Annotated in this window: 21 protein-coding genes and 1 tRNA gene; 15 read left to right on the forward strand and 7 right to left on the reverse strand. The window is 62.5% G+C overall.

What is annotated here, in order from left to right:
* Positions 1–30 precede the first annotated feature (30 nt).
* The 3 genes from J5J06_01190 to rsmA form a co-directional block, all read right to left on the reverse strand.
* A complete protein-coding gene (locus J5J06_01190) occupies positions 31–1,023 on the reverse strand; it encodes an aldo/keto reductase (protein ID MCO6435685.1) in 993 nt (330 codons plus the stop codon).
* 153 nt (positions 1,024–1,176) lie between these two features.
* Positions 1,177–2,316 carry an aminotransferase class V-fold PLP-dependent enzyme gene (locus J5J06_01195; GenBank protein ID MCO6435686.1) on the reverse strand — a complete coding sequence of 380 codons (1,140 nt, stop codon included), beginning with the start codon at positions 2,314–2,316 and terminating at the stop codon, positions 1,177–1,179.
* A gap of 54 nt (positions 2,317–2,370) precedes the next feature.
* The gene (gene rsmA, locus J5J06_01200; GenBank protein ID MCO6435687.1) at positions 2,371–3,288 is read right to left on the reverse strand and encodes a ribosomal RNA small subunit methyltransferase A; all 918 of its coding nucleotides are present in this window, start codon (positions 3,286–3,288) and stop codon (positions 2,371–2,373) included.
* 122 nt (positions 3,289–3,410) lie between these two features.
* Between rsmA and J5J06_01205 the strand changes: the two genes are divergently transcribed.
* From J5J06_01205 to hemB, 12 genes are all read left to right on the forward strand, one after another.
* Positions 3,411–3,890: a helix-turn-helix domain-containing protein gene (locus tag J5J06_01205; GenBank protein MCO6435688.1), complete on the forward strand. Its 480-nt coding sequence runs from the start codon at positions 3,411–3,413 to the stop codon at positions 3,888–3,890.
* Positions 3,891–4,001: 111 nt separating this feature from the next.
* The gene (locus J5J06_01210) at positions 4,002–6,047 is read left to right on the forward strand and encodes a hypothetical protein (protein MCO6435689.1); all 2,046 of its coding nucleotides are present in this window, start codon (positions 4,002–4,004) and stop codon (positions 6,045–6,047) included.
* Positions 6,048–6,329: 282 nt separating this feature from the next.
* The gene (locus J5J06_01215) at positions 6,330–8,345 is read left to right on the forward strand and encodes a hypothetical protein (protein MCO6435690.1); all 2,016 of its coding nucleotides are present in this window, start codon (positions 6,330–6,332) and stop codon (positions 8,343–8,345) included.
* A gap of 140 nt (positions 8,346–8,485) precedes the next feature.
* Positions 8,486–9,889 (forward strand): oligosaccharide flippase family protein, encoded by a 1,404-nt coding sequence (locus J5J06_01220; protein ID MCO6435691.1) that lies wholly within the window; start codon positions 8,486–8,488, stop codon positions 9,887–9,889.
* A 427-nt stretch (positions 9,890–10,316) separates the two neighbouring features.
* Complete coding sequence (locus J5J06_01225) at positions 10,317–12,251, forward strand: cytochrome c biogenesis protein ResB (protein MCO6435692.1); 1,935 nt, start codon at positions 10,317–10,319, stop codon at positions 12,249–12,251.
* 29 nt (positions 12,252–12,280) lie between these two features.
* The gene (gene ccsA, locus J5J06_01230; protein MCO6435693.1) at positions 12,281–14,077 is read left to right on the forward strand and encodes a cytochrome c biogenesis protein CcsA; all 1,797 of its coding nucleotides are present in this window, start codon (positions 12,281–12,283) and stop codon (positions 14,075–14,077) included.
* 207 nt (positions 14,078–14,284) lie between these two features.
* Complete coding sequence (locus J5J06_01235) at positions 14,285–14,836, forward strand: hypothetical protein (GenBank protein MCO6435694.1); 552 nt, start codon at positions 14,285–14,287, stop codon at positions 14,834–14,836.
* Positions 14,837–14,996: 160 nt separating this feature from the next.
* On the forward strand, positions 14,997–17,363 hold the full coding sequence (gene hemH / locus J5J06_01240; GenBank protein MCO6435695.1) for a ferrochelatase: 2,367 nt from the start codon (positions 14,997–14,999) through the stop codon (positions 17,361–17,363).
* Positions 17,360–18,784 carry an oxygen-independent coproporphyrinogen III oxidase gene (gene hemN / locus J5J06_01245; protein ID MCO6435696.1) on the forward strand — a complete coding sequence of 475 codons (1,425 nt, stop codon included), beginning with the start codon at positions 17,360–17,362 and terminating at the stop codon, positions 18,782–18,784. Before hemH ends, hemN begins: the two co-directional genes overlap by 4 nt.
* A gap of 20 nt (positions 18,785–18,804) precedes the next feature.
* Positions 18,805–19,860 (forward strand): uroporphyrinogen decarboxylase, encoded by a 1,056-nt coding sequence (gene hemE, locus J5J06_01250; GenBank protein MCO6435697.1) that lies wholly within the window; start codon positions 18,805–18,807, stop codon positions 19,858–19,860.
* Positions 19,861–19,866: 6 nt separating this feature from the next.
* The gene (gene hemG, locus J5J06_01255) at positions 19,867–21,321 is read left to right on the forward strand and encodes a protoporphyrinogen oxidase (protein MCO6435698.1); all 1,455 of its coding nucleotides are present in this window, start codon (positions 19,867–19,869) and stop codon (positions 21,319–21,321) included.
* 30 nt (positions 21,322–21,351) lie between these two features.
* On the forward strand, positions 21,352–22,377 hold the full coding sequence (gene hemB, locus J5J06_01260) for a porphobilinogen synthase (GenBank protein ID MCO6435699.1): 1,026 nt from the start codon (positions 21,352–21,354) through the stop codon (positions 22,375–22,377).
* A 13-nt stretch (positions 22,378–22,390) separates the two neighbouring features.
* Here the strand turns inward: hemB and deoC are convergent, their stop codons facing one another.
* Genes deoC through J5J06_01275 form a run of 3 tightly spaced genes read right to left on the reverse strand, consistent with a single transcriptional unit; the run spans position 22,391 to position 24,601 of the window.
* The gene (deoC, locus tag J5J06_01265) at positions 22,391–23,095 is read right to left on the reverse strand and encodes a deoxyribose-phosphate aldolase (protein ID MCO6435700.1); all 705 of its coding nucleotides are present in this window, start codon (positions 23,093–23,095) and stop codon (positions 22,391–22,393) included.
* Positions 23,092–24,426 carry a YkgJ family cysteine cluster protein gene (locus J5J06_01270; GenBank protein MCO6435701.1) on the reverse strand — a complete coding sequence of 445 codons (1,335 nt, stop codon included), beginning with the start codon at positions 24,424–24,426 and terminating at the stop codon, positions 23,092–23,094. Before J5J06_01270 ends, deoC begins: the two co-directional genes overlap by 4 nt.
* Positions 24,389–24,601 (reverse strand): hypothetical protein, encoded by a 213-nt coding sequence (locus J5J06_01275; protein MCO6435702.1) that lies wholly within the window; start codon positions 24,599–24,601, stop codon positions 24,389–24,391. Before J5J06_01275 ends, J5J06_01270 begins: the two co-directional genes overlap by 38 nt.
* Here J5J06_01275 and J5J06_01280 point away from each other — a divergent pair.
* The 3 genes from J5J06_01280 to J5J06_01290 all read left to right on the forward strand — a co-directional run bounded on the left by J5J06_01280 (position 24,598) and on the right by J5J06_01290 (position 25,926).
* Positions 24,598–24,670, forward strand: a tRNA-Lys gene (locus J5J06_01280). The two genes, J5J06_01275 and J5J06_01280, sit on opposite strands and share 4 nt — an antisense overlap.
* A 244-nt stretch (positions 24,671–24,914) precedes the next feature.
* A complete protein-coding gene (locus J5J06_01285; protein MCO6435703.1) occupies positions 24,915–25,259 on the forward strand; it encodes a cupin domain-containing protein in 345 nt (114 codons plus the stop codon).
* Positions 25,260–25,347: 88 nt separating this feature from the next.
* Positions 25,348–25,926 carry a DUF1801 domain-containing protein gene (locus J5J06_01290; protein ID MCO6435704.1) on the forward strand — a complete coding sequence of 193 codons (579 nt, stop codon included), beginning with the start codon at positions 25,348–25,350 and terminating at the stop codon, positions 25,924–25,926.
* A gap of 4 nt (positions 25,927–25,930) precedes the next feature.
* Here the strand turns inward: J5J06_01290 and J5J06_01295 are convergent, their stop codons facing one another.
* Positions 25,931–26,371, reverse strand: a complete 441-nt coding sequence (locus J5J06_01295) for a hypothetical protein (protein MCO6435705.1) — start codon at positions 26,369–26,371, stop codon at positions 25,931–25,933.
* Between the last annotated feature and the right edge of the window lie 416 nt (positions 26,372–26,787).

Below are 26,787 nucleotides of genomic sequence, written 5' to 3' on the forward strand. Positions count from 1 at the left end.
CATGGCAACCCTGCATGACGTTCGGCTTTGCTAGCGGTTGACGGCCTGCATGGCACGTTCCGGATAGCGTGCGCCAGCCGTTATGCCCCTGGGCAGGGCGGCATCAATCCGGGCCAAGTCGTCCCTCGTGAGGCGAATGCCAGCCGCCCCCATGTTCTCCTCCAGGTATTTCAGGTGCTTTGTGCCCGGTATCGGGACAATGTCGTTGCCCTGTGCCAGCACCCACGCCAAGGCGAGTTGTCCCGGCGTGCACTTCTTTTCGGATGCCATCGCCTCGATCTTCTTCACGAGATCGAGGTTCTTCTGGAAATTGTCTCCTTGAAACCGAGGCGAATTCCGCCGCCAGTCGTGTGCCGCAAGATCTTCGAAGTGCCTAATCTGCCCTGTGAGGAAGCCGCGTCCCAGAGGGCTGTACGCCACGAATCCGATCCCCAGTTCGCGCACCGTCGAGAGAATCCCGTCTTCGACGTCGCGGCTCCACAGAGAGTACTCCGTTTGCAGCGCCGCGATCGGATGCACCTTGGCCGCACGACGTAGCGTTTCCGGCGCGGCTTCGGACAGGCCGAGATAGCGGACCTTGCCCGCCTTGACCAATTCCGCCATGGCGCCCACGGTCTCCTCGATCGGCGTTTCGGGATCGACCCGGTGCTGGTAGTAGAGGTCAATGACATCTGCGCCGAGCCGCTTCAGGCTCGCATCGCAGCATTCCCGGACATAATCCGGATCGCCGCGAACACCGAGGAATTCGCCGCTGGGGGCGCGAACGTTGCCGAACTTCGTTGCGAGGACAACGTTGCTTCGTCTATCGGCGATGGCCTTGCCGACAAGCTCTTCGTTTCGGCCGACGCCGTACATGTCGGCCGTGTCCAGGAAGTTGCCGCCGGCGTCAAGGTAACGGTGAATCACGCGAATCGAATCTTCGTCGTTCTGCTTCTCGGGTTCGTAGAAGTCGCTCATACCCATGCATCCGAGCCCGACGGCGGACACTTCCAGACCGCTCTTCCCCAGCTTGCGCATGTCCATCATGATCTCCCTGTTCTTCTGGATTGTGTACCGGTTTCAGTCGCTGACCTGTCCCCCTCCGAAGGCGGTTAAGGTGGGAGAGGCGCAAAAGGGACTCTATGCGAGCGAAGCTTCGAGGTGCAATCGATTATTTGGGCGGGCCACGAGCCCGATCTAATGGGTCAGCGCCGTCAAACGAGACACCAATCCCGGCAGCAGCGCCAGAATCCGGTCAATTTCGTCAGGCGTGTTAAACCGCGAAAGACTGAATCGCAGCGCCCCGTGCGTGCGCGATTGCGGCAGTCCCATCGCGTTGAGCACGTGCGACGGCTCCAGCGACCCGCTGCTGCACGCCGAGCCTGCCGAAGCGCAAACGCCTTGCTCGCTCAACAGGATCAGCAACGCCTCGGCTTCCAGTCCCTCGAAGCTGATATTCGCCGTGTTGCCGATTCGTTCCGCACCCGCGCCGTTCACTGCCGTTCCAGGAATGCGCTCCAAAATGCCGCGCTCCAGCGCGTCTCGAAGTGAGGTCACCTGCGAGACCGAATCATTCGTTCGTCGATTGGCCGCGTCCGCTGCCACACCCATGCCCACGATCCCCGCAACATTTTCGGTTCCGCCGCGAAGCTCCCGCTCCTGCGAGCCGCCGAGGATCATCCCCGCGATTCTCGTCCGCCGCCGGACGTACAAGGCCCCGGCTCCCTTGGATCCGTGAAACTTATGCGCCGCGATGCTCACCAGATGTGCGGGCCATTCGCCAACGGGGATCGGTAGCTTTCCGGCCGACTGCACCGCGTCGATGTGGACAATTGCCCCCTGACTCGCCGCGACGGCGGCCAATGCCTGCACGTCCTGAACAACGCCCGTCTCGTTGTTGGCGTGCAGCAACGAGACCAGCGCCGTCTCGCTCGTGACCTTCTCCGCCCACTCCGCCATTTCGACGCGACCTTCGCCGTCTACGCCGACGTAATCGACCCGGTATCCCTCCTCTGTCAGCCGCTCCATCACGCGGAGCACGGCCGAGTGCTCGACGGCCGTCGTCACCACCTGCCGCTTCTTCGGCTCAAGTGCCAGCGTTCCCCGGATTGCCAGGTTGATCGACTCCGTCCCGCCGCTCGTGAACACGACCTCGCGCGGCGCCGCATGAAGCAGCGCGGCCACCTTCTCCCGCGCCTGCTCCACCGCGAATCGCACCGCCTGCCCGAACTGGTGCACGCTGGAGGGATTGGCGTACTGCTCCCGCAGGAAGGGGAGCATCGCTTCGACCACCTCAGGAAGGGGCTGCGTCGTCGCGTTGTTATCCAGGTAGATCATGGCAAAAGACAACAGGCAACAGGGAACAGGCAACGGGAGGATTGTAGAACAGCTTCAGTCGGCAGGCGACGGTGCGGTTTCCCGCCATCGCCGAAAAACCTCCAGCCACTCCGCAACACCCAGCGCCTCCGGGCGCAGGTTCTCGTCCACATGTTCGCGAACGCGCGCGAATCCCTCATCTCCCAAGGCCAGCGCCAGCGCCGAACGCAGCTTCTTCCGCCGGTGGTCGAACACGCCCCGCACCATGCGCGCAAACGCCGCGACCTCGCCGCGATGCGCAAACGGCGGATCGAGCACGTCGATTTGCAGCATCACCGAGTGCACCGCCGGCGCCGGCCAGAATGCCTGCGGACCGATCCGCGTGATCGTTCGCACGCGCGTCAGCGCCTGCGTGACGATACTGAGCGGTCCGTAATCTCTGCAACCCGGCCCCGCCGTGATCCGATCGCCGACTTCCGCCTGCACCGTAAAGCAAAACCGCCGAACCCGAGGGAAATCGATCAGCAGATTCATCACCAGCGGCGTGGCGATCTGGTAGGGCAGGTTCGCCACCAATTTGACGGGCGATTCCGACATCGCCTTCCCGTCCGCGGTTGAATCACCTTTTCCGCTCCCCAGAAGTGCCGCTACCTCCGGCATGATCTTGTGCTTGCCGGCCAGTACGTCGCCGCAGATCAGCGTCACGTTCTCCACATCGCGAAATCGATCCTGCAACAGCGTGAACAGGTCCCGATCGATCTCCACCGCCACGATCCGACCCGCATGCCGCGCCAGCAGATCGGTCAGTCCGCCGGTGCCCGGGCCGACCTCCAGCACCGTGTCCTGCGACGTGATCTCCGCGCACTCCACCAGCCGCCGCATGAGATTGCCGTCGATCAGAAAACGCTGCCCGAACCGCTTCCGCGGACGTACGCCCAGCCCCGAAAGCGCCGTCTGGATCTCCCGCTTGGTCTGCACGTGTTCAACGGACATGAGCAATCGGCCGGTCCTTCTTTCGCGGCGAACTTCCCCGCTCGTCCGCGACGGCCTAGTATAGACCCGATCGGCGATCGCCTGAAATCGCCGCCCATGCACCCGTTGCAACGGAGCCATCCATGCGGTCCCACGAAATCCTCAAGCGCGCGGCCGACCGCGTGGGCGTCAAGGCCCTCGCCGCGGAGCTCCGCCTCTCGCCCGCCCTCATCTACAAATGGTGCCAGGAGTTCGACGCCACCGATCCCGATGCCAGCGGCGCCCGCAACCCGCTCGACCGCCTCTCCGATCTCGTCCGCCTCACCGGCGACCACGCCGTGGTCAACTGGCTCTGCCACGAGGCCAACGGCTTTTTCGTCCGCAACCCCGCGCCGCCCACGCCGGACATCAGCACCGAGCTGCTCATCAACACGCAACGCCTCGTCAAGGAGTTCAGCGATCTGCTGCTAACCGTCACCCGCTCCATTGAGGACGACGGCCAGATCGAGCCCCACGAGGCCGACCGCATCCGCCAGGAGTGGGAGGTCTTCAAATCCTACGTCGAATCCTTTGTCGTCGCCTGCGAGCAGGGGGCGTACCGCAGCAAACGAAGCGGCCAATAGGTGCTTCATTTCCTTCGCTTTTCCTGCGATTGCGACGCCCCATCCTCGAATTTCGTTGTTTCGCCGCACATACGGGGATAAGATGGAGCCACCAATTCCCGGAGGCCCACCATGTCCATCGTCAGGGCTTTGCTCCATTCATCATTGGTGTCCGTCGTTCTTGGCGCGGGATTCTGCTTGCCATCCGCGCGTGCGGAATCAGATCCAATTGTCGAAACCCCGGCCGGTCAGGGTGCTTTTACTTCGGCACCGATTACCGATCCGGCATGGACCTGCTGTCTGCCGAGCGGAACCTGCGTGGCCGATCCCGCCGAGTGCGGCGCCGAAAACCCCGTCCCCGTTTCGGATTGCCTGCATTGCATCCCGCCGGGCGATGACTGCTGGGAGATGGCGTGTGGAAGGACATCTTACGATTTCGACTTCATTCCCGAGGACTTTTTTGATCCCGGTTCGAACTGGTTTGCAGGTCGTGCCGAATTTCGAAGCGATCCCCAGTCGGGACCCGGCGTGCGAATTCGAAGGGTGGAAGGCATGGCGCTCGAATTGCCTGGGGAATCCGCCCAGATTCCGATCGAAGTCGTTTCAATTGACCTGATCAGTTGTCAACCGATCGAGATCATGACCAACGGCCAGCCGCAGCTTTGGGATGTGCGACTTACGCTTTCACCGTCCACCGAATGGCCCGGGAATGAAGGCATGATGACCGTGCGCAAGCTCGGCCCAAGCGGTGGAGATTTCAGTCTGGAATTGACTTTTTGGCCGGTCTTCACGTTCACACGGGTGGCCGAGCCTCATGACCAGAGGATTCTGGATGCCGACACGTATGGGTTTGACACACTGGAATGGCTGAGTCTGCAATCGCCTCCGAATACCGCGCCGTGGGTGCACGAGGCGGTCGTTCCCATATCCACGCCCTGTCCGGCCACGAACTTCGTGCCCGGTGTGAATGGTGATCCGCAGGTGGGGTGCACAGCGGCGGCGCAATGCTGCGAGGAGACGGCTTATATCGCATTGGGTCTATTCAGTATCGGGGGAATTCTGTTTGTTCCCCAACCGGTGTGCGCGCCGTGTGAATGTGGCGCATGTTGTCAAGGGGCGGTCGGGAGTTGCAGCGAAGTGCTCGGGACGCCACAGGAGAGTGCAGTAGCCGTCTGTGCGAATTCCGGCGGGCATTACATGGGGGCAGGCTCAAATTGCTTTGACACGGATGGGGACGGCATTCCAGACGTCCAGGAAACCAAAGCCCTTTGCACCTGGGAATGGGCGGTGCCTGGCGAGGACGATTTCTGCGATGTCCCGACAGATCCGTGGGAGCCGGATTCCGACGGCGACGGCCGAACCGACGGTGAGGAGCTCATGAGCAGCATCGTCAGTCCTTGCATCGCCGAGGAGGGATTCGCGCCGCCGCTGGCGGTGACAACCTATCCCCACGGCGCGCTCAAACAGCGGTACATCAGCTTTGCTCCGGACGAGCTTCACACTAACTTTGCCTACCGGGTCAAAGACGTCGGCTCTGGGACAGCCTACTTCATCAGCACGCCGCGCACGACTCCCGCGGCCATCGCGGGACAGGGGCTGACGTTCCTCGTCTCGGACGCCGCGCCCCCGCTCAACGATTGGACCTCGCTGGAAGTCATTCACGTCGGCGGCTGCATGATCGCGCCGGGCGACGATACGGGTTCCGGAGCGGGGCGAGCTTACGAGGTAACTGTGACGGCAGATGGCGCGACTTTCACCGCAGCGCTGACAGTCTACACCGCCGCCCGGCCCACCTCGGCCAACGGCCGCTTCTGGGGCGATGTTGTGGGAGCGTTCTCCGCGGGCGGTGACGGTGGCACGACCCCGCCCACGCCGGCGAACTCGTGGGCGCCGCCGAATCGGAGTGTGAACGGGTTCGACATTTCGGCGACCTTGCAGGCCGCGTCGTCGGCATCGACCGCGCCGCACTTCACCTGGACCGACGTGAATCCCCAACCGCCGGATCGCGTGACGATCGGCTCGGACGTGCTGCGCGTCGTGAACGCCTTCAGCGTGGGATCGGGCAAGGAGTTCTATCCGTACGCCTATCCGCAAGCGCCAACGCCGATCCACGGCCCGACGCCACCGAATCCGGCGCTGTGTCCGCCACCGCCGCTCATGAGCCAGCTCAACCCGTGATCTGTAGGGTGCGTCCCCTGACGCAATTCTTCTGAATCCCATCTATGCAGGGCGTGCGAGTCACTTGTCGGAGACACGCGGATCGAGCATGGGGTTTTCAAGTCCTACGTCGAATCCTTTGTCGTCGCCTGCGAGCAGGGGGCGTACCGCAGCAAACGAAGCGGCCAATAGGTGCTTCATTTCCTTCGCTTTTCCTGCGATTGCGACGTTCCAATCCTAAAATCTGTTGTTTCCCTGGAGGCACGGGCGTATCATGGAGTCCCCAGCTTCCGGAGACCCGCCATGTCCATCGCCAGGGCTTTGCTCCATTCATCACTGGTATCCGCCGTTCTTGGCTTGGGATTCCGCTTGCCGATCGCGCGTGCGGGATCAGATCCAATTGTCCAGACCCCGGCCGGTCAGGGTCCTTTTTCTTCGACACCGATTACCGACCCGGCATGGACCTGCTGTCTGCCGAGCGGAACCTGCGTGGCCGATCCCGCCGAGTGCGGCGCCGAAAACCCCGTGCCCGTTTCGGACTGCCTGCACTGCGTCCCGCCGGGAGACGATTGCTGGGAGATGGCGTGCGGAAGAACGTCCTACGATTTCGACTTTATTAACTCGGATTTCTTTGAACCCGGCTCGAACTTTTTCCACGGCCGTGTCGAGTTTCGAAGCGACTCCCAGTCGGGACCCGGCGTGCGAATTCGGCGGGTAGAGGGCATGGCTCTCGATCAACCCGGGGATTCAGCCGAGATTCCGATTGAAGCCGTATCGCTTGACCTGGTCAGTTGTCAGCCGATCGAAGTCATGACCAACGGCCAGCCGCAGCTTTGGGACGTTCGTCTGACACTTGCGCTGTGCAGCGAATGGCCTGGAAATCTAGGGACGATGGTCGTGCGAAAGTCCGATCCGGGCGGCGGCCGTTTTGACCTCGAAATCTGGTTCTGTCCGACGTTTACGTTTACGCGCGTAGCCGAGCCTCACGACCAAAGGATTCTAGATGACTTGGATTGGCTGAATCTGGGTACACCGCCAAGTGGGGCGCCGTGGGTGCACGAGGCTCTGGTACCCACGTCCACCCCTTGCCCATCTGCGAATTTCGTGCCCGGAGTCAATGGCGACCCGCCGCCAGTTTGCACGGCAGCGGCGCAGTGCTGCGAGGAGACGGCCTATATTCCGTGGTTCTATTTCAGTAGGGGCATTCTGTTCGTTCCCCAGCCGGTCTGTGCGCCGTGTGAGTGTGGTGCTTGCTGTGACGGCTCCGTGGGATCCTGCACCGAGGTGGTTGGGACAACGCAGGACAGTGCCGAAACGGTCTGCCTGAGTCTCGGTGGGCTGTACAAAGGAGCAGGCTCAAGTTGTGTTGACACGGACTTGGACGGCATCCCAGATGTCCAGGAGACCAAGGCAAGTTGCACTTGGGTGCAGCCGGGAGATTACGACCTCTGCGACGCGCCGACTGATCCGAGGAATCCCGATACCGACGGCGACGGTCGGAATGACTTCGAGGAACTGATAAGCGGCTTGGTCAGCCCTTGCATATCCGAGGACCAATTCTCAACCCCGCGGGCTGTGACTACCTACCCGCATGGCACACCCAAGCAGCGTTACATCAGCTTCAAGCCGGATTTGGCGAGCGTGGCCTTGGGGTTTCGCGTGAAGGACTTGGCCACGGGTTCGCAGTACTACATCAGTACTCCGCGTACCACCCCGGTCGCCGTCGTCGGGCAAGGGCTGACGTTCCTCGTCTCGGACGCAGCACCTCCCATCAGCAACTGGACGTCTCTCGCGGTCATTCATGTTGGCGGGTGCATGATCGCACCGGGCGACAACGCCGATTTCATTGCGGGCCGTTCTTATGAAATCCGCGCGACGGCCGAAGGCGTGGTCTTCTCCGCGCCGCTTACGGTACTCACCGCCGCGCGACCGACGACGGCCAACGCCCGCTTCTGGGGCGATGTGGTGGGCGTGTTCTCCGCAGGCGGTGACGGGGGCACGACCCCGCCCACACCGGCGAATTCGTGGACGCCGCCCAATCGCGCGGTGAGCGGGTTCGACATTTCGGCGACCTTGCAGGCGGCCTCGTCGGCCTCGACCGCGCCGCACTTCACCTGGACGGACATCAACCCCGAACTGACCGACCGGGTAACCATCGGCCCGGACGTGCTTCGCGTCGTGAACGCCTTCAGCGTGGGTACGGGCAAAGAATTCTATCCGTTCGCCTTTCCGCAGACGCCGACGCCGATCCACGGCCCGACCCCGCCGAATCCGGCGCTGTGTCCGCCACCGCCGCTCATGAGCCAGCTCAACCCGTAAGGCGTAGGGCGCGTCCCCTGACGCACCTCTTCTGAATCCCATCTATGCAGGGCGTGCGATTCGCGCGCAACAGCCGCCGCCCTGTACAACGCCTCTCGATTCCGTCACGATCACGTTTATCAAATAGACGGACCTGCTTTATGGACCCCGACGCCAATGCAGCTCGCTCCTCCACCGCCTCGCCCGAAGTGGCCGGCCGCGACATGTTTTCGCGTGGGGGCGGTATGCAACTGGGCGGGACCGGTCTCTCGTTGGCCGCCAACTTCCGTTGGATGTTCGCCGGGAACATCGTCAACGCTCTCTGCCAGTGGGGCATGCTCGCCGCCCTCGCCCGACTGGCCGACAAAGCCTCCGTCGGCCACTTCGTTCTGGGCATGTCCATCGCCGCGCCGATCCTGGCCTTGACCATGCTCCAGCTCCGCAGCGTGCTCGTGACCGACGCTCGGGACGAGTACGCCTTCGCCGACTACTTCGGCAACCGCATCCTCTGGACCGCCGCCGCCCTGGTCGCCATTGTCGCGATCGCCGTTCCCGCCTCGCCGGATGCATCCGCACTGTGGATCGTCATCTTCGTCGGTGTCGCGCGATGCTCTGAGAGTCTCTCCGACATCGTTCGCGGTTTGTTTCAGCGCCGCGAGCGGATGGACCTCAGCGGCATCAGCCTGATGCTCAAGGGCCTGGTCGGGCTGGCGGTGTTGATTCTTGCCGTCCGGCTGACGGGGAACGTGCCGATCGGCGTCGCCACGATGGCACTGTCCGGGTATGCGATCTACCAGCTCTACGACATGCGGCGTGCACATGGACTGGTGCGCCGCGACCCGGACGGCGAATCCACACGCCTGTCGCCGCGCTTCCACTGGCCGGTCGTTCAAAGGCTGACTGTCGTGGCGTTTCCGTTGGGGATCGTCATGGCGTTGATCACGCTCCAGGCCAACATCCCCCGATATTTCCTTCAACTCTTCGCCGGCAGCGCGGCCTTGGGTTACTTCGGCGCCATCGTTTATCCCATGATGGCCGGGATCATGGTCACGACAGCGCTGGGGCAGGCGGCCTCGCCCCGGCTCGCGGTACATTACTTGAGCGACCGCACCGCGTTCTTGCGATTGCTTGTCCGCATGTGCGCCTTGTCTGCGGCACTCGGCGTTTTGCTGATTCTCGGCGTGCTGGTGGCGGGCGACTGGGTACTCTGGCTCATCTACGGCCCAGACTACACGGCCTACCACGCCGAATTTCTCGTGGTTTCCATCGCCATGGCCGTGCAGCTTGTGGGCAGCTGCTTGGGATTTGGGCTGACTGCCGCGCGTCATTTCCGGTCACAAGCCGTGCTGAGCGCCTTGGCGTGCCTGGTAACGACGATTGCCTCGCTCGCGCTCATTCCCGATCGCGGCGTGATGGGCGCCGCCTGGGCCGTCGTGGCCACCTCCCTGTCCATGACCGTGGGATTCGCCTTTGTGATTGTCTTCGCCCTCCGCCGCCCAGCATTGCCGTTGGCTCCCGGTCCCGGTTCAGCCTCCAACGCTGAGCCCCATGACCTGTTTCAGTAATTTGCCCGCCGCAATCAGAGCGTTCGCCAAGGAGTTCCGTCATTGCGAATTCTCGAATGCCGTTTGCGACTCCTCAGTGCGTCAAATGGCGCAAATACAGCGCGGGTGGACGCATGCCGTTTCTTCGCGTCGAGTGACCGCGGCCGGCTTGTTAGCGTCCGCCATCACCCCGTTACCGCCTTATGCGCAATCGATGTTGTTGTAACTCGCTTGCTCTAAGACTGTTATGTGCGACGGGTCACTGGCCAAACAGATCGAACGCGGGAAACTCGCGTTTCCAGGTCCGTAAGGCACGCCGCGTGCTCTGTCTTCCTGAGGCTCTTGTTCGGGCCAAACGGGAGGAGAAGCGTGAGGCGTAGTTCGTCCTCACGACCGGGCTATTCTTCCCATTTTAACAATCAACCCTCTTTCTCAGGGACATCGGGCTATGTCCATCCATTACGAAGGTGTTTTCCGGCGAGGGCTGAAGGTCGTTGGCTCCTTGTGGTTCGCGGCCGTGCTGCTTGTCATGCTCATGCTGGCGATGGCCTGTGCCACGATTTTTGAGTCGGCCAACGGCACTCCGCAGGCTAAGTTCGCGTTCTACCAGGCGCCGTGGTTTCAGGCGCTACTGCTGCTGTTTGCGGTCAACGTGACCGCGGCCGCGTTGGTGCGCTTCCCATATTCTCGAAAGCACGTGGGTTTCTTGCTGACGCACGCAGGACTGGTCATCACCGTTCTGGGTGCCTGGATCACGTATCAATTCGCTGTTGATGCCAACCTGGGACTGGTTGAGGGAGAAGCTTCGCGCAAAGTCATGCTGCGCGACGTTGATACATTGACCCTGACCAATCGCGAGACGGGCGCCTCGCAATCCGTCGACTTGGTAAGCCGGGATTTTCACGCGTTTGACAAAGTCCAGAACCCCAGCATGCCAGCACTGGCATTGGGCGATGTGACCGTCGGCGTCGATACGTACCTTCCCAACAGCACCAAAACGGAGACATTGAAAAACGACAACCCGCGCTTTAATCCGGCGGTCCTTGTTGAGCTCGACGGAGGCGATCAGGCAGGGCATTCGCACGGCGAACAGCAGACCTGGCTGCTGGCAAACCAGGCGAAAATGCTGGGGATGCGCCCGGCGGCGTTTCGAGTGATGAGCAGCCGTGCGGAATGGGATCGCGTTCGCCAACCTGCCGCCTCGTCCGGCGAAGGGGCTGATGGCGTTGTGCATGTTGCGCTCGGCGATGTTTCTTACGACATTGCCCTGGCTGAAGCACTGACGGGCAAGGTGTCCGTCGGCGAGACCCCGTATAGCGTTCAAGTGCTGCGGTACCTGCCGCACGCCAACGTTGGGCCGAACAACACGCTCATCAACGTCTCGGATCGACCGGAAAATCCCGCCATCATACTTGAGCTTACCGGTCCGAAGGGGACTGAAGAGCGCAAGGCGTTCGCCAATTTCCCCGATTTCGCCTCGATGCACGGGGACAGCGCCGCGCCGGAGGTCAAAATCACGTTCTCTGCCCCATCGGGGGCAAGTGACGCCGGAACGACACCGATCGAGATCATTGCCGGACCGGATGGTGAAATGGTCGCGCGGTTCACGCCGGAGAGCGGACCGGCCACCGTGCGCGATATTGCGCTCAACGAACCGATCGTAACTCCCTGGCCGGGAACGCGGATAGTCGTTCGGGAGTACTATCCGAACGCGCGCCGGGATACGGAAGTGACCCAACTCGACGCTTCCCCCAACAGCGGTGTGGTCCGACCGGCTCTGGAACTGGCCATTTCGCGGGGGTCGGATCGCTCTACGATGTGGATCCAGAAGTACGACAATCCCAAGCCGTTCACCGTGGACGGCGTCACGTACGACGTGACATACACAAACAAGGAAATCGATCTCGGATTCACGGTCCGTCTGGACAAGTTCACCATCGGCTTCTATCCGGGCGGCCGTCGTCCGCGCTCCTTTGAGAGTCGAATTACGATTCTCGACCCTGCTGCCGGCGGCGAGCAGGCCCGCGTGGTGAGCATGAATCATCCGACGACGTATGGCGGCTATTCGTTTTTCCAGTCGAGCTACCGGATGGACCGTGGCCGTACGGCCAGCTTTCTCAGCGTGTCCCGCGATCCGGGACAGTTGGTCGTGTACCTCGGCTATCTCAGCACGTTCGTGGGCATGATCGTGGTTCTCGTGCAGCGCATGTCGGTCCGAAAGCAGCAAGGGCGTTCGCTGCCGATTGGGATTGGCGTCTGCGAGAGCGGAGAGGCGGTGGGAGAATCCGGTGGACGACGTCTGATGTCCGCGCCGGTTCCCCAAGGTAACGGAAAGGCTGCGGGCACGCGCCGCGGACCGGTAACGTCGGATCGGGGCATTTGAGACGGCATTGCCGCAAGAGAGAACTTCTCATGATTCGGTTGTTTGCGATTCTGATGGCTGCCACCGTTGTGGCACTGCCCGCGCGGGGGACGGAGCTCCCCCAGTCGATCGATCCGGCGCCGCTAAAGAAGATGGTGGTGCAGTTCGACGGCCGCTGGCCTCCTCTGGACACGCTGGCCCGCGACGTGGTGGAGGACGTCACCGGCGAGACATACTTCCGGGGGAGGGCTCCCGTGGTCGTTCTTCTTGCGTGGACGTTTGATCCGCGAGGCTGGATGACCGAGCCGCTCATTCCCATTCACAACGCCGAGCTCCGCGCGGCACTCAAGCTGCCCGCGGATAAAGAGGTTTTTTCGTTTGCCGAGCTTGCCGGTCATGACCCCTTGATGCAGGTGATCCGCGAGGCCGCGGCACTTCCGGAAGGGCAGAAACTTGATCCGCTGCAATCCAAGGGTGTAGACATCAATGGCAAGCTGATGACGCTCCAGAGCGTATTCCAAGGTGGGCTTATCCGTCCCATTCCCAATCCGGAGGATGCGGGAGGAGTATGGTCACCGATCGGCGCGGGAGACGGTCCGTTGGCAGCGGAGTGGGGTGCGGTGCGCTCCGCGTTTCTTGCCGACGATGCTTCGGCATTCGCCAACGCGGCCCAGGCGCTGACCAGCAAGATCGCGGCGATGCCTGCTGCGTATCGTCCCCCGCCGTCCAAAATCAGCACCGAGCTTCATTACAACGAGTTGCGACCGTTCCGGACGGCATGGATCGTGATGGTGGCCGGCGCGGTGCTGTCTGCCATAGCGATGTTCGTGCGGAGGCGGTGGTTCGATGTGATTGCGGTCGTCGGGATGCTTGCGGGTTTCGGGCTACTGACTTACGGACTATCCCTTCGGTGGACGATTGCGGGGCGCATCCCTGCGGCAAACATGTTTGAATCCCTGCTCTTTCTGAGCTGGGGCATGGGTGCGTTCGCCATCGTTGCGATGATCGTGCAACGGCAGCGGATCGTGCCGCTCACGGCCTCGGCGATGGGGGCGCTGGCCTTGGCCCTGGCAGATGTGCTTCCCCTGGATCATTTTGTGCGACCGGTGCCGCCGGTGCTGATGGACACGATGTGGATGTCGATTCACGTGCCCACCATCATGGTCTCGTACTCGGTGTTGGCGCTCGGCGTGCTGTTCGCGCATCTGCTCGTCGTGGCAAAGGCCGTGGCCCCGAACCGGTCGCGGCTCATCGGCCGGATCGACGCGATGCACTACTGGTACATTCACGTCGGGGCGATCCTGCTATTTGTCGGCATTGTTACGGGCAGCATGTGGGCCGCCTCGTCCTGGGGGCGGTATTGGGGCTGGGATCCCAAAGAGGTCTGGTCGCTGGTGGCGCTGCTTGGCTACCTGGCGATCATGCACGTGCGCATCGACAAGGAACAGATTCCTGCCTGGGCATACGTGGTCGGCGTTCTGCTGATGGCCGCATTGTTTACAATCGTGGTATTCAAGCTGGGGCCCGCGAGTCCGATGGCGGTGCTGGGCCTGGCCGGCGCGGCTGGAGCGATGATGCTGTTCGTTTTCGCACAGGGAATCTTTGCAACGGCGGTGAAGAGCATCGTCTGCTTCTGGCTGATCGTGATGACCTATGTCGGCGTCAACTACGTGCTGGGCATTGGTCTGCATAGTTACGGTTTCGGGACGGGAGCGATGGGGCGCTGGATGATGCTGATCGGCGGCGTCGATCTGGCGTTTGTCGCATTGTTTTCGGGAGTGTATCTGATCCGCCGCGCTGGGACGGCCACCGGTGAAGGCCACGTCGCGAGGCTTGCACCGGCATGACCGCAGAGGGTCGCTTCCCGATGTGTTTCCGCTGGAACACGGTTTGCAGTGGGTTCCGGTGGGCCAGAAGGCCGGAACGCGGCGCTTTGCCGCACCGTGCGTAATATCCAGCAGTCAGGCTCGTTTTCGGACGCCCGGCCAGTTCGGGGAAGGAATTGCGGTAGCAGGCATTGCCACCAGCGTTTGATCGACGAAAATGGAGAAAGGGTGCCGCTGGAAGCGATGAGCGTGATCTCGACAGTTTCCCGTCTGTTCTCCAGATCGTTGACCTGGCGCGTCTTCTGGGGGGCGATGATCCTCGCGCACGCCGAAGCGCTGGTCAGCGTTTGGCGCGGGCTGATTGAGTCGGGGCCCACAACGTCGACGATCGGCGGGTGCGTGGCGGTTTCGCTTTCGGTTCTGTTCTTTGCGATCAAGCTGAGTCATCCCGATTGGCTTCACATCCGCGGAGATCGCCGCGGATGGGTGGCGGTGTTCCTGGTGCTCTCGCTGATCCACGCGCATTGCCTGCCCACCTCGGCCGACGCACCCCCGGAAATGACCGCGTTCGCAGTGCTGACGGCGTCGGCCGTTGGCGGAACGCTATTGGTTCTCGAACTCGCCAAGCGCTCATCCAAGGGGCGGCGCGGTCTGGACGTACCGTCTTCTCTGCTTGCGCCCTGTGTTGACTGGGTCCGCAATCGACTCCTTGATGATCGTCCGACCTGCCGCGTTCTCGCTCTCCACGCTTTTTCCCTGCGCGCGCCCCCCTCTTGTTGACGGGAATTCCGTCGGGCTCTGCCGGATGGGGTTGTTCCATTTTCCGTCCGGGTATCCGGAGCAATCTCAAGCCCTTTCAACGTGATGGTTCGTGCCGGCCGTGCGGGTCTTCGACCCGGCGGGATCGGGGCACGTCGCAGGACAAGAAAGAGACATGAACATGTCACTGAATTTCACGGGAGAGAGTCATCCCGGTGCGGGGCGGAGTGAGCCAAGCCGCCGGACCGGGGTTCTGCTGGTCAACCTGGGGACGCCGGATGGTCCGGACGTTCCGTCGGTTCGCCGGTACCTGGCCGAGTTCCTGAGCGATCCGGACGTCATCAGCCTGCCGCGCTACCTTCGGTGGATGAACAAGCCGCTGGGCCACATGATCGCGCGCTTTCGCGCGCCGCAATCGGCGGAGATGTACCACAAGGTCTGGAGCGAGGCTGGCTCGCCGCTTTCCTCGATCACGAATGAGCAAGTACTGCGCCTGGCGGAGAAGCTGCCGTCCGGCTGGCGGGTCTACGCGGGGATGCGTTACGGTAACCCGAGCATCGCCGCGACGCTGCGGCGGATTGCGGAGGACGGCGTGGATGATCTGATCGTCATGCCGATGTATCCTCAATACAGCGAGACGACCACCGGCACGGCGCTTCGCGAGATGTACCGCGCCCTGGAACGCGGGCGATACGGCATCAACGTCAGCACACGCAATACGTGGTACGACGACGGCGGCTACATCCACGCCCAAGCCGGGTTGATCGCCGATTATGCCCAGGCCCACGCGCTGGTGCCCGAGGACACCGTGCTGCTGTTTTCGGCGCACGGGCTGCCGGTTGCCTACGTCAACCGCGGCGATCCCTACCCGCGGCACATTCAGCGAAGCATCGACCTGATCCGGGAACATCTCGGATGGCCTGAGGACCGCGTGCGGCTGGGGTATCAAAGCCGCCTCGGTCCGGTGGAATGGCTCCGTCCCGCAACGGACGATCTGCTCAAGGAATTGATCGGTGAGGGGAATCAGCGCATCCTGGTGTGTCCGATCAGTTTTACGACGGACTGCCTGGAGACGCTGGAGGAGATTGACGTCCGCTACCGCGAGATCGTGGAGGCGGAAGGCGGAGATCTTTATCTTTGTCCGGCGTTGAACGCTTACGGCCCCTTCATCGATGCGCTCAAGAATCTCGTTACGCGCGGGCCAAGACCCGTTTCCTCCTGGGGCGCGCGGAACGTCCCGCTGCTGGCCAAGCACGCGTCGCACGTCGCTGAGAGAGTCGAGAACTGGATTGATACGCTGGTCGTGGTCGGCGTGTCATTGGACAACCCGATGGGGTCAGGCTGCGGGCCGGATGTCGGTCATGCCGATCCTCTGCAGTTACACTGTGTGAAGAAATCGCAAGCCGAGATGCCGGATCTGCTGCGGCAGATCTGTGCCAACGGCGTGGTTCGCGAGGGCTTCGTCTGGAACACGTGCCACCGGTTCGAGTTCTACGGCTGGGTCGACGAATCCAGGGACATGCCCGAGGGCGACTGCCTCGTGGCGCGGGTGCGACGGGCGCTGTTCAACGGGGGGGAACACGAGTCCCTGGCCGTCAACGTGCTTGTGGGGGCCGAGGCGTGGCATCACCTGGTGCGAACCGTGGTCGGCCTGAACAGTGGCCTCCCGGGCGACGCCGACATCATCGAGCAGCTCGAAACGGCCCAACGTCTGGCTGAGAGGACGGGAACCGCCGGTCCGCTTGTGCGCCGACTGGTGAGCGAAGCCGTGCGCGTCGAGCGGCTCCTGCGCCGCGAGACGGTCTGGGGACGCTTCAATCCGGGCTACTGTTACGCGGCGCTGTCCAAGGTCGCAGAGCGGAAGAATCTCGACTTCGCGTCCATCCGTACGGTTGTCGTCGGCGGGTCCTCGACGTCGCGATCGGTCCTGAGCACGCTGATCCAGCGTTTCGATGTTCCCAGCAGGCATCTCACTCTCGTGTATCGCGGGCATTCCGGCGGGCAGATCAAGGCGTTGCGCAAAGCCATCCAGAACGGCAAGCGGGTCCGCGTTCACAACTATGACGAGCGCGTGGTCTACGATGCCATCCGCGCGGCCGACATGCTCGTACTCGGCGTCGACCGTGACGAGCCCATCCTGCACGCGCGCGATCTTCGAGGTCTGCGTGATTACGCCGAGCGTCCCCTGACGGTGCTGGATTTTAACACCTTCGGATCTACGGAAGGAATCGAGGCTATTCCCGGGGTGCGCGTCATTCACGCCGGTGAGCTGGAGGAACTCGTTGGCGCATTCGCTTCAGACATGTGCGCCAGTGAGTCCTTCCGCCAAGCCGTGGACGAAGCCGAGCACTGGATCGTTGATCGCATTCCCGAGGTGGATTCCCCGCGTATTCGCCCGCACGCCTGCCACGAGCCGCTCCCGCGCGTCCGTGACGAGCAACAGGGGAGCGAATGGAGCGCGGCGTCGCAGCGCTGGCGCAAGTGCGTACGGTGCACGAAACTGCGCATCGGCCAGGAGGTCGATCAACTGGAAAGGAGCATTTCATGATCGTCGCCGCCAGCGCCGTTGATTTGCAGGTATTTCGTCGCTACGCGGGACTCTCGCTGCCACGGCATGTCTCGTACCCGATGCCGACCTGGTGGCAGCCGCTTGACCAGGAATCGATCGGTGCGTTGCACGAGCGAGCCCGCGATCCCCACCGTGGGCACGGTGTTTCGCTCTATGTGCACATTCCGTTCTGCGAGCAATTGTGCAAGTTCTGTGCATGCACACGCATCATCCAGCGCAAGACGGCTCCCGGTGCGGAAGAACGCACGGAGCGTTACCTCGCCGCGCTGGAGACGGAGCTGGCCCGAATGGTGGACGCCATCGGCCGGGACCGCGTCGTTCGCCAGGTTCACTGGGGCGGAGGCAGTCCGACGTACCTTTCGGCCGAGCAGATCGGTCGCATTCAGCGACGTATCGGCGAGCTTTACAATATTGCCGACGATGCCGAGATTGCAATGGAGATTGATCCGCGATCGTGCCCGCCGGAAAAGCTGGTGTCGATCCGCTCTTTCGGGTTCAACCGCGTCTCGCTGGGCGTGCAGGACTTCGACGAGCGAGTGCAGGAGCATGTGCGGCGGATTCAGCCGTTGGAGCTCGTGCAGTCCACGGTGGCGAAGGCTCGCGAACTCGGTTTCGATTCGGTCAACTTCGATCTGATCTACGGGCTGCCCTATCAGACGACGGACTCGGTACGGGAACTGGTCGATCGGACGATCGAGCTCTCTCCGGATCGGATCGCGTTTTACCACTATGCGCAAATCCCGGACAAGATCGCCACGCAGCGCGGCATGGATTACACCAAACTGCCCGACAGCGAGGCCAAGCTGGCGATGTTTCTCGTCGGGCTGTACCGGTTCCAGGAGGCGGGCTACGAGTTCGTGGGGCTGGACCACTTCGCCCGTCCGACGGAGGCCCTGTCTCGCGCGGCCGATGACGGCACGCTCCAACGCAATTTCCAGGGCATGACCACCGGCGGCGGGCTTGATTTGTACGGCGCCGGGGCTTCGTCGATCAGCCACCTGATGGGGATCGGCTTCCTCCAGAACGTACGCGAGGTGGATGATTACGTGGAGCGTATCGAAGGTGGCACGTTACCCATTCATCGTGGCAAGCCGTTCACGGACGATGACCTGATCCGCCAGGGCGTGCTCAACCAGCTCTACTGTGCCGGCGAGATCCGTCCGGCGGTGATCGAGCGTGTTTATGGGATCACCTTCGCGGACTACTTCGCCCGGGAACTGGGCATCATGGCCGAACTGGAGCGCGACGGACTGGTGAGCATGGAGGACAGCGGCGTGATCAGGGCGACGGTGCCCCTGGGGCGGGTGCTCATGCGAACCATCGCGGCCGTGTTCGACGCGTACCTGGAAGCCGACGCCTACCGCGTGGGCGATCGGAATTGTTTCTCGGCCAACGCTTAGTGTCAGATTGGCGGCACTCGATGTTGCGAAATGATCTGGTATTGCGGGCGGCCCGGGGCGAGCGGACGCCGCGCACCCCGGTCTGGCTGATGCGCCAGGCGGGGCGGTTCGATCCGCAGTACCGCGACCTCCGCCAGCGGGCGGACCTTCCGCTGGAATTGCTTTTCCGCCACGTCGATCTGAGTGTGGAGATCTCCCTGCTGCCCAGGCGATTCGGCGTTGACGCAATCATCTTCTTTCAGGACATCCTCACGCCACTGGCGCCGATGGGCGCGGACTTCGTATTCCGACCCGGTCCCGTGCTGGAGTCGCCCATCCGCGACGAATCCGGTCTCGCCCGGCTTCGACCGTACGATCCGCAGCAGGAGCTGCCCTTCATTCCCGCGACACTGCAGGCGCTGAAGCGCGAACTCGACGGCGAATTGCCATTGCTGGGCTTTGGAGGTGCGCCGCTGACGCTGGCGTTCTTTTTGTTGGAGGGCGGCAGCCCGCATCCCGATCCGCAGCGGACAAGATCCCTGATGGAGCAGTCGCCGCGGGTTATGCACGATCTGCTCGATAAATTGACCGCGATGACCGCATCCTACCTGGCATCGCAGATTGAATCGGGCGTGGATGCGGTGCAGCTTTTCGAATCTGCTGCAGACCTGGTTTCTCTGGAGGCGTACGAGGAATTCGCCCTGCCGTACCAGCAGCGCGTGTTCGAGGCGATTGGAAAGCGCGTGCCGAAGATCCTGTTTGCCAAGGACTTCGCGGATGTGGAACTGCTTACCCGCGCCGGCGCGGATGTCATCAGCCTGTCATCGGCTGTCGATCTCGCCGAAGCGCGCGCAAGGATAGGGCCGGGCGTCGCTGTTCAGGGGAACGTGAACAATCGGCTGATGGTGGAAGGATCGCCCGAAGCAGTCGAGGCGGCAGCGCGGCGCTGCATCGAAGCGGGAAATCACAGTGGCCACATCCTCAATCTTGGCCACGGCCTCCTTCAGGACACGCCGGTCGAAAACGTGCAGCGGCTTGTGAATACCGCCCGTGAAATGCGCCTGAATGATGTCGCAGGCGCGACGAAACCGGGATAGACGATCATGAGTGGGACGACCCGGGAGGTCATCGTAGTCGGAGGCGGCGTCAGCGGACTGACGACCGCGTGGCACCTCCACCGACTCGGCGTTGACGTCGCCTTGCTCGAAGCGGAGGCAAGAGTCGGTGGCTGCACGAAGACCGAGCAGCGGGGCGGGTTCCTGCTGGAGAAGGGGCCATTCAATGTCATTGTTCGCGATCCGTCCTTTCAGGCACTGTTGGAGGCGATGGCTGACCGTGTCAATGTAGTCACCGCCTCTAAAGCCGCCCGAGCCCGCTTCCTTTACCGCCGCGGCGGGCTCGTCAAGGTACCTTCGGATCCCTTCTCATTGCTGTTTACGCCGCTTCTCAGTCCGCGTGCGCGACTTCGGCTCGTGCGCGGGCTGTTCTACAGCGGGAAGGGGAGTGATGAAGAGGAGACCATCGAACAGGTGGCATCGCGTCGCGTTGGCGTGGAGGCAACAGATACGCTGATCAGCGCCGTCGTCTCGGGAATTTTCGGCGGAGACATTCACAAGCTCAGCCTGCCGGCCTGTTTCCCTTCGGTGGCCCGCGTCGATCGCCAGGCGCGAAGTCTCGTCGGGTATGGGATTGCGCAGGCCTTTCGCGGTGGCAGGACAAAAGGCGGCAAGCCACGGCGGCGATGGCGGGGTCTGGTCAGCATTGATGCGGGCTTGGGCGGATTGATGGAAGCCTTGGGGGCGACGTTGGGGGACGATTTGCGAACGGGAATCGCCGTGCGCGAAATTCGTGCTTTGGAACGGGGGGAGTCTGACGGGGCGCGGTATGAGCTCCTGTGCCGGACCAATGCTGGAAACGACGAGACGTGGCGTTGTCGGCGACTCGTGCTGGCGACGCTGGCGCCCGCCTCGGCCGAATTATTGGAAGGGCTCGTGCCCGATGCTGCGGCTGACCTGCGTGGTATCGAAAGCGTTTCGCTATGCGTATTGAACCTCGGATTTAGTGCATCGGATATCTCGCATGATCTGCGCGGATTCGGTTTTCTCGTTCCGCGGAATGAACCGGATCTGCCGGTGATGGGAATTCTCTGGGCGGACAGCATCTTCCCGCATCACGTACCCGAAGGGAAACGCCTCATCCGCGTGTTCGTGGGCGGTGCGCGTGATCCCGGCGCCGTGGATCGCAACGATGCTCAGCTCTTGGACGCGGGCATGAACACCGCGCGCAAGTTGCTCGGCATTCGCGGCGACCCGATGCTGGTTGATGTTTCCCGATGGCGGGAGGCGATCCCACAGTATTATCCGGGCCACGTGGAGCGCATCCGCCGTGTGCGGACGGCCGTCGCCGCAAGACAGGGCCTGTTTCTGGTCGGCAACTACCTTGACGGGGTCTCATTGAACGATTGCATTCGCCTGGGCACGGTTACCGGGGAACGCATCGCAGAGGATATTGCGGGAACGCTGAGCGGCGTTACCCATCAACAACTGCAACCGTCGTGACAAAGACACAGCTTGGATGGAGGGTTCGCGATGGCAAATTCCAGTGATCTACCTCGGCCTCATCGTCGTCCGCGGCGTATGCGGCGCAGCGAGACCATCAGGCGGCTGGTCCGTGAGACGCGGCTCACGCCCGATCGATTGATCCTGCCGCAGTTCATCATCGAGGGGCAGGGCAAGAACGAGTCGATCGACGCCATGCCCGGACGGTCGAGGTTGTCGATTGACCTGACCATCGAGGAATGCCACAAGGCGATGGAGCTCGGCGTCCGCTCCTTTGCCCTGTTCCCGGCCGTGGACCCCAAGCTCAAGACCAATGACGGACGCGAAGCCCTCAACAGCGAAAACCTTCTTTGCCGTGCCGTGCGGGCCATCAAGAAGGAGTGCCCCGAGGCCTGTGTGATCACCGACATCGCCCTCGATCCGTACTCCAGCGCCGGGCACGACGGCATCGTCAGCCCCAAAGGTGTGATCCTCAACGATGAATCCGTGGATGTTCTGGCGAAGATGGCCGTGGTTCACGCGAGGTGCGGGGCCGACATTGTGGCACCGTCGGACATGATGGACGGCCGGGTGGAAGCCATGCGCGAGGCGCTGGATGGCGCCGGCTTCGCGGACGTGGCGATCCTCGCCTATACGGCGAAATACGCGTCCGCCTTCTACGGGCCTTTCCGCGAGGCGCTGGACAGCGCTCCGGTCGACGCTCCAAACGTGCCCAAGGATAAGAAGACCTACCAGATGGATCCGGCCAACGCCCGTGAGGCGGTGATCGAGGCAATGCTCGACGAGGCCGAGGGCGCCGACATGATCATGGTCAAGCCCGCGCTGCCCTATCTCGACGTGATCCACCGCCTGCGGCAGGAGACGGCATTGCCCATCGCGGCGTACAACGTGAGCGGCGAGTTCGCCATGATCAAGGCGGCCGCGCGCCTGGGCTGGCTCAACGAAAAAGCGTGCATGATGGAGGCCGTGCAGGCCATCGCCCGCGCCGGCGCAGACATCATCCTTTCCTACGCCGCCCTGGATTACGCGAAGTGGTGGCGCGAAGATCTCGGATAGCAGCGCAAACTTCCTATGAGTTTGCGCTCATTCGTGCGAATTCGTCCAGAATCGCCACGCTGGAGGATGTGCCCAGCCGGGAGGCGCCGGCCTCGATCATGGCCAGAGCGTCTGCGGCGGTGCGAATGCCGCCGGCCGCTTTGACCCGGATCGGCGCGGCATGCTTGTGCAGAAGTCGAACGGCGTCGATCTTGGCCCCGCCGGCCGCGTGCATGCCTGTGGAGGTCTTGACGAAGTCGGCTTCGCCCTCCGCGCAACAACGGCAACCGGCGATGATCTCATCCTGCACAAGCGCCGCCGTTTCCAGGATGACTTTCAGAACGCCGTCGGGACGATGGGTGTGGACGACGTGGGCGACGGCGCTGATGTCCGTCCGTACGTTGCGGACGTCCCCGCTCTTGAGCGATCCCAGCGCGACGACCATGTCGATTTCGATGGCCCCGTCGTCCATCGCCCGCTTCGCCTCGTCGGCCTTGATGTCCGATCGGCTCGCTCCCAGCGGGAATCCTGCAACCGTGACCACAACAGGTCTTCTGGCGGAACGACCGGCGCCGGATTCAATTCGTTTAACGGCGCGGGTTACGTACACGGGATTGACGCACACGCCGTGAAAACCGCGCTCCACGGCTTCATCGCACAAGACATCGATCTGAGCCGGCACTGCCTCCGGTTTGAGCAGCGTATGTTCGATATGTGCCGCGAGTTGTGCGGGGCTCATGCCATTGTCTCCGAGGGTGCCGAGTGTTCTCGACCAACGAGCGCGTTTTCGTCGACCAGTCGCGCGATTCCGTCATCGCCCAGTAGATACGCCAATCGGGTTCGTTCCGCCAGCGTGCCGAGGGCGGGCAGCCGCGTGGCTCCGCGATCGACGATTCCAATGCCGAACGAAGCATCGTCAAAGATGAGTGTGTTGCGGGCTTCCTGCACCGCCCGGTATCGCGCCAGCCAGCCCGCCACTGCAGCCGAAAGCCACAATGCGCCGAGCCCGTTGAACATTGACCAGCCGTAGTAGCCTCCGCCGAAAACGGCATTCCCTTGGAGTCGTCCGACCAGGTACCGCAATAGCAAGTCGTCCACGGCGTCGGCGTCATCCTTCGCCGGCTCGACCTCCTCAATGGCGTGAAACTGCGGGATGTCCTTGTCACGTGCTGGCAAGATATCGACGTTCACCCCGGCCAGCGGGGGCAATGCACCGCGACCGAGACGAAACCGCCTCGCCATCCGCATTTGCTGCCAGCGCTTGGCGATGTTTGCGAACCAGCCCGCGCGAAGCTCGGCCAGCGATACATGCTCCGCATGTGCAAAGGCCAACTGCCGGAGCATGCCACGTTGTCGTGGAGTAGGCGGCTCCGGGGTCTGGCCTGATTCCCCCGGCAGGGCCGCGAACACCAGATCAAGCAATTCCGAGAACCGCGCCCCGCGAACCTTGTCGAAGCTCGCGGCCGCCAGAAGGCCCGTGATCCGCGCCGCCCCGATGAGTCGCCGCCGCAGAGGTAATTCACTGAACCGCAACCACACAACGAATCGCTCGACAATTTCGGAGATCTCATGCCGCGTCGCCTGCAGGCCGCGACGCAGATCGGGCAGGTCGTTGTCGCCGGGGTCGGCATGGTCCAGCTCGCGCACGAGGGCTTCCAGCCATGGGCGATGTGATTCCAGCGATGCCCCCTGCGAGCGGGCCGCGCTGGGGCAGTCGAATCGAAATGACGCCTGCCAGCCTTTGCCTACCGCCCGGACGGAAAACGGGAAAATGCGGCACGCCAGCGGCTTGGACGATTCTCCCTGCTCCGCGTGGATGCGGCAGCGGTTTTCCTCATCGAGAAACACGCACGCGCCGTCAGAATGCTTGTTCAGGGACCAGCTTCCACCGGCGTGGATATACGGCGCGGTGCCCAGGCGCTCCCGCCAGCCGTACGCATCGATGCGCGCCCGCTCCTCGGACGTCAGGTGGCCCACCAGCTCCCGGCAGCATCGCCCGCACGAATGGCACGACCAGCGCTGACCGGGGATTTCAGGCATCAGAACCGTGAGCGATCGCGATTTCGCCATGGTTGAATTCTTGCGCCGCAAAGTGGCTGTGGCAAACGGTGCCCGTCAATATTGCGGGTTTCGGGCGCTCCCTCGCATTTTTCACGGTCGGGCTGCGGGGGATCGCGTTTTGTTCGCCGTCGTTTGTGTCCTTGACGATCCGCAGCCGCTGTGTTTGAATCGCCCGTTCGAGCACCGCTAGCTCAGTTGGTAGAGCAGCTGACTCTTAATCAGCGGGTCCCAGGTTCGAGTCCTGGGCGGTGCAATCCTCAATAGAGCAAGCACTTACGAACGTAAATCGATTTGATTCCTGGGCGTGACTTGCGGCCCCGGGCGATGGGCGTGCTCCCGGCCGCAGGGATCGTCTGGAACGTCGGCGATGGTACCGCCGTCCCAGCGTCCCTGTGCCCCCGTCGTGGTTCGGTGAGAAACCGCTGCGGCTTTGCCTCGGCCGGCAGATAGAATCTCTCCATTTGATGCTCGGCCGTGATGTACAGTGAGGAAACAAGGTGAGCAGCAAAAAGATGGTACCGGAGACGAGGGGCGTTACGGTGAAGTTGCTTTCAACGGTCGACCTTGGCCCCGAGATCGAGGGCATGGCGGGCCGTCAGCTTCGAATGCGCATGGTCACCATCGAGCCTGGAGGCGTCTTTGGCCCTGTTCACGACCATAGGGACAGACCGGGCGTCGTATACGTTCTGCAGGGAACGATCACGGACCATCGCGACGGAGTCGCAACGGACTACGGCCCGGGAGTGGGCTGGCCCGAGGACAGAAATACCACGCACTGGCTTGAGAACAGGGGAACGATCCCAGCGGTGGAGATCTCCGTTGATATCGTCAGGCAAGCGTGAGCCAGGGCTCTACATGACTTTGCTTGGTCAGCATACGTAGGATGAGGGCAATTCGGGCGAACTGCGTGCTCGTCCAAGGAGACCGTCCATGCCAGCCAAACCGGCTACTGTCACGGAGTATCTGGGGACCCTTCCCGAGGACCGTCGCGAGGATCTGGAGAAGATCCGGGCGGTGATTCTGAAGAACCTCCCCAGGGGCTACGAGGAGGGTTTTCAGTACGGGATGATCGGCTATTACGTGCCGCATAGCGTCTATCCGCCCGGTTACCACTGCGATCCCCGCCAGCCGCTCCCGTTTGCCAGCCTGAGCGCCCGCAAAGGCTACATCTCCCTGGGGCTCATGAGCACCTATATGGACCCCAAGCTCGACGCGTGGTTCCGCCAGGCGTGGGCGAAATCGGGCAAGAAGCTGGATATGGGCAAGGCCTGCGTTCGCATCAAGAAGGTGGACGACGCCCCCTTGGACGTCATTGGCGAGGCCGTCCGACGCGTCCCGGCCGAGGCGTACATCGAGAAGTACGAGGCCAATCTCGGCGGAAGCCGCAAGTCGTCGGCCAAGGAACCTGGCGCCAAGAAGATCACCGCCAAGTCGGCCGTGAAGAAGCGTGCCGCGACCAAGGCGGCCAAGAAGAATTCTGCTAAGTTGGCGAAGAAGCGCGGAGCGTAAGCATCTAAGCTGGCCCGGGTGGTTGTTTGGGAATGTCCTTGTAGTCGACCTCCCGCCCGCATTCGGGGCAGCGGCCGCTGACGTTGCCGGTGAGGTTGTAGCCGCAGGGGCAGTGGCCGGGTAGTGGGCGGCGGCCGGCGCGCCAGAGGATGAACGACAGGACCGTGAAGACAAAAAGGGGGATCCAGTAGGCGACGACGATCCATTGATGATCGGCGATCCGAATGAACCACGTAAACTGGCGTGGATCTGCATCCTCCAATGTGAGTCCTGTCGGAAGTCCAGTGCTCCAGCCGACGCCGATACACCCGGCGCTTGTCGCGACGCTAACCCCCCCTGCCGCATATAGTGCGGCCCAGTACATGCTCATCGCCCACGCGACGAGGCACAAACCCGACATAAGCAAACCAATAGCCGCCAGCCGCTTGTTAACGCTGCGCTTCATGGGATGTGGCCTAAAGGCCAATCGAGTTGGCGAACTCTCGGATGGCCGACACCGGCACGAGAAGCAAGGACAAAAGGAACAGGCTAAAGGTGATGATCAAGTCAGCAATCGTAGTAATTGGGCCAGCCATCTTTCTCTCCATTCGGACAGAGTAATCAAGTGGACGTCGTTAAAGATTCTATCTCGACCTCCCGGCCGCACTCGGGGCAGCGGCCGCTGACGTTGCCGGTGAGATCATACTCACATTCATTGCAGCGCGGGTGATCTTCAAGTTCAGGATCCTCGTTGCCTAGCCGCCATATTTCATGAGTTGTCGAATGAGACGGGCTGATTCGTTGTGGTCGGGCGTGCGAGCGGGCCGGGGACACACCGCCCCCTTTCCCCCGTGCTGATTTCGATTGTCGGTTACGGATGGT

It is taken from the genome of Phycisphaerae bacterium, assembly GCA_024102815.1.
Taxonomy (GTDB): Bacteria; Planctomycetota; Phycisphaerae; order UBA1845; family UBA1845; genus JAGFJJ01.

Coding starts and splice junctions, on each gene's coding strand:
- J5J06_01190 (MCO6435685.1), bottom strand. CDS start 1,023: ATGGACATGCGCAAGCTGGGGAAGAGCGGTCTGGAAGTGTCCGCCGTC.
- J5J06_01195 (MCO6435686.1), bottom strand. CDS start 2,316: ATGATCTACCTGGATAACAACGCGACGACGCAGCCCCTTCCTGAGGTG.
- rsmA (MCO6435687.1), bottom strand. CDS start 3,288: ATGTCCGTTGAACACGTGCAGACCAAGCGGGAGATCCAGACGGCGCTT.
- J5J06_01205 (MCO6435688.1), top strand. CDS start 3,411: ATGCGGTCCCACGAAATCCTCAAGCGCGCGGCCGACCGCGTGGGCGTC.
- J5J06_01210 (MCO6435689.1), top strand. CDS start 4,002: ATGTCCATCGTCAGGGCTTTGCTCCATTCATCATTGGTGTCCGTCGTT.
- J5J06_01215 (MCO6435690.1), top strand. CDS start 6,330: ATGTCCATCGCCAGGGCTTTGCTCCATTCATCACTGGTATCCGCCGTT.
- J5J06_01220 (MCO6435691.1), top strand. CDS start 8,486: ATGGACCCCGACGCCAATGCAGCTCGCTCCTCCACCGCCTCGCCCGAA.
- J5J06_01225 (MCO6435692.1), top strand. CDS start 10,317: ATGTCCATCCATTACGAAGGTGTTTTCCGGCGAGGGCTGAAGGTCGTT.
- ccsA (MCO6435693.1), top strand. CDS start 12,281: ATGATTCGGTTGTTTGCGATTCTGATGGCTGCCACCGTTGTGGCACTG.
- hemH (MCO6435695.1), top strand. CDS start 14,997: ATGTCACTGAATTTCACGGGAGAGAGTCATCCCGGTGCGGGGCGGAGT.
- hemN (MCO6435696.1), top strand. CDS start 17,360: ATGATCGTCGCCGCCAGCGCCGTTGATTTGCAGGTATTTCGTCGCTAC.
- hemE (MCO6435697.1), top strand. CDS start 18,805: ATGTTGCGAAATGATCTGGTATTGCGGGCGGCCCGGGGCGAGCGGACG.
- hemG (MCO6435698.1), top strand. CDS start 19,867: ATGAGTGGGACGACCCGGGAGGTCATCGTAGTCGGAGGCGGCGTCAGC.
- hemB (MCO6435699.1), top strand. CDS start 21,352: ATGGCAAATTCCAGTGATCTACCTCGGCCTCATCGTCGTCCGCGGCGT.
- deoC (MCO6435700.1), bottom strand. CDS start 23,095: ATGAGCCCCGCACAACTCGCGGCACATATCGAACATACGCTGCTCAAA.
- J5J06_01270 (MCO6435701.1), bottom strand. CDS start 24,426: ATGGCGAAATCGCGATCGCTCACGGTTCTGATGCCTGAAATCCCCGGT.
- J5J06_01290 (MCO6435704.1), top strand. CDS start 25,348: ATGCCAGCCAAACCGGCTACTGTCACGGAGTATCTGGGGACCCTTCCC.
- J5J06_01295 (MCO6435705.1), bottom strand. CDS start 26,371: ATGAAGCGCAGCGTTAACAAGCGGCTGGCGGCTATTGGTTTGCTTATG.